The sequence below is a fragment of the Nostocoides vanveenii genome (assembly GCF_039531165.1).
GTDB classification, from domain to species: domain Bacteria; phylum Actinomycetota; class Actinomycetes; order Actinomycetales; family Dermatophilaceae; genus Nostocoides_A; species Nostocoides_A vanveenii.
This window is the reverse complement of sequence record NZ_BAAAPN010000077.1, coordinates 1-1476: the sequence shown is the minus strand read 5'-3', so window position 1 is coordinate 1476 and position 1476 is coordinate 1. Positions and strand designations below refer to the sequence as shown.

The following is a 1476-nucleotide window of genomic DNA, read 5'->3' as shown; positions in this document are numbered from 1 at the left end:
TGAGGCGTGTCTGAGTAAATGTCGGACGTAGCCGGGTAAATACCCAGCCAGGTTGGGCGTGCGGTTGTGGTTGTGGTTTTCATTGTCCTCGACTCCGTCGGTGGTGGTCGAGTCGTGCTTGGCGGGCTCGGTCGAGCCCGTCGCGGCGTGCCGTGCGGATGGCGTCGCCGCGGCCGTCGTGTTCGTCCTCGGGGGTGACGTAGCCGATCGAGGCGTGCAGCCGCACGGTGTTGTACTCGACCCGGACCCGGTCGAGTTCGGTGTCGAGGTCGCCGGGGTCGGTGATCTTCTCCAGGTGGGGCCATTCGCCCTTGACGTGGCCGAACAGGGTCTCGATCCAGGCTTGGTCGGTCGGGGTGTGTGGTCGCCCGAAGTGTTGGGCGATGTGGACGCCGGCGAGGAACTCCCGGGTGGAGTGGGATCGCATCTGGGGTCCGTTGTCGGAGACAGCGAGCAGCAGTGGGACCTGCCCGTGGTCGACGGCCTTCTCGATCTGCTCGGGCTGCCCGGACAGCAGCGCGTCGCGGAGTTCGGCGGTGTCGCGGGCGTCGATGAGGTCGAGCAGGCCCTCGGCGTCCAGGGCGGCAAGGAAGCAGGCCTCGACCTGGGTGGAGGTCTCCTCGGCACTGACCAGCGTCGCGACCCACTTGCGGGAGACCATGTCGAGCACCGCGACCGCGGCACGCTTGGCGCGGGTGAAGTGGGTGAAGTCATACGCCCAGATCCGGTTGGGTTTCCACTCCAGCCAGTCCGGCCACGGCTTCCGCTCGGCCGGCTCCCGAGGGGCCGGGCCGGGCAGGATCGGCCCGTGACCTGCGAGAACGCGGCGGACGGTGGACTCGCTGACGTGGACCAGGCCGAGCCGGGAGCCGCGGTGGGCCAGCTTGCGGTGGGACCGGTCGATCTCGCCCCAGGCCTCGAACAACTCAAGGATCGCCTCCCGCTCGTGTTCGAGAAGCCCGTGCAGCGGTGCGCCGCCCGGCGGCTGGTCACCGAGGCCGTCCGGGCCGCGCAGGCCCAGCCGGGTCCGCCACCGCAGCTCCCGGCGCTCGTCGAGGTCCAAGAGCCGGCAGGCCCGGCGCCGGTCCCAGCCTCGGTCCACGGCGTGGTCGACCAGCTCGAGCAGGCCGGCCTTGGTCGCCGGCTCGACCCGGGTCGGGACCGGGCCGGCGGTCAGTCCCAACGCGCTTTTCCCTCGTGAAGGTGCAACGCCACGGCCTGCTCGGTGACCGTCGCCCGCAGCCGCGCGATCTCCTCGCGAGCCTCGGCTAGCTCGACCTGCTCCGGGCTGCGACCCGGACGTCCGGGCCGGGCCGCGGCCAGCGCGTCGAGCGCTCCCTGCTTCGCCGTCCGGCACACCGTCACGACCGTGGACCGGTCGACCCGGTACTTGTCCGCCGCCTCGCGCTGCGTGGCCTGCCCGGACAGCACCGACACCCACAGCTCGTACTTCTCGCTCGGCGGCAGATGCCGCCT

Annotated in this window: 2 protein-coding genes; both read right to left on the bottom strand. The window is 71.2% G+C overall.

The features are described 5' to 3' along the window. Positions 1-79 precede the first annotated feature (79 nt). Positions 80-1183: an integrase core domain-containing protein gene (locus ABD209_RS15580; RefSeq protein WP_344067840.1), complete on the bottom strand. Its 1104-nt coding sequence runs from the start codon at positions 1181-1183 to the stop codon at positions 80-82. Continuing rightward, on the bottom strand, positions 1174-1476 hold a 303-nt coding region (locus ABD209_RS15575), incomplete at its 5' end, for a hypothetical protein (protein ID WP_344067838.1). The genes ABD209_RS15580 and ABD209_RS15575, both read right to left, overlap by 10 nt.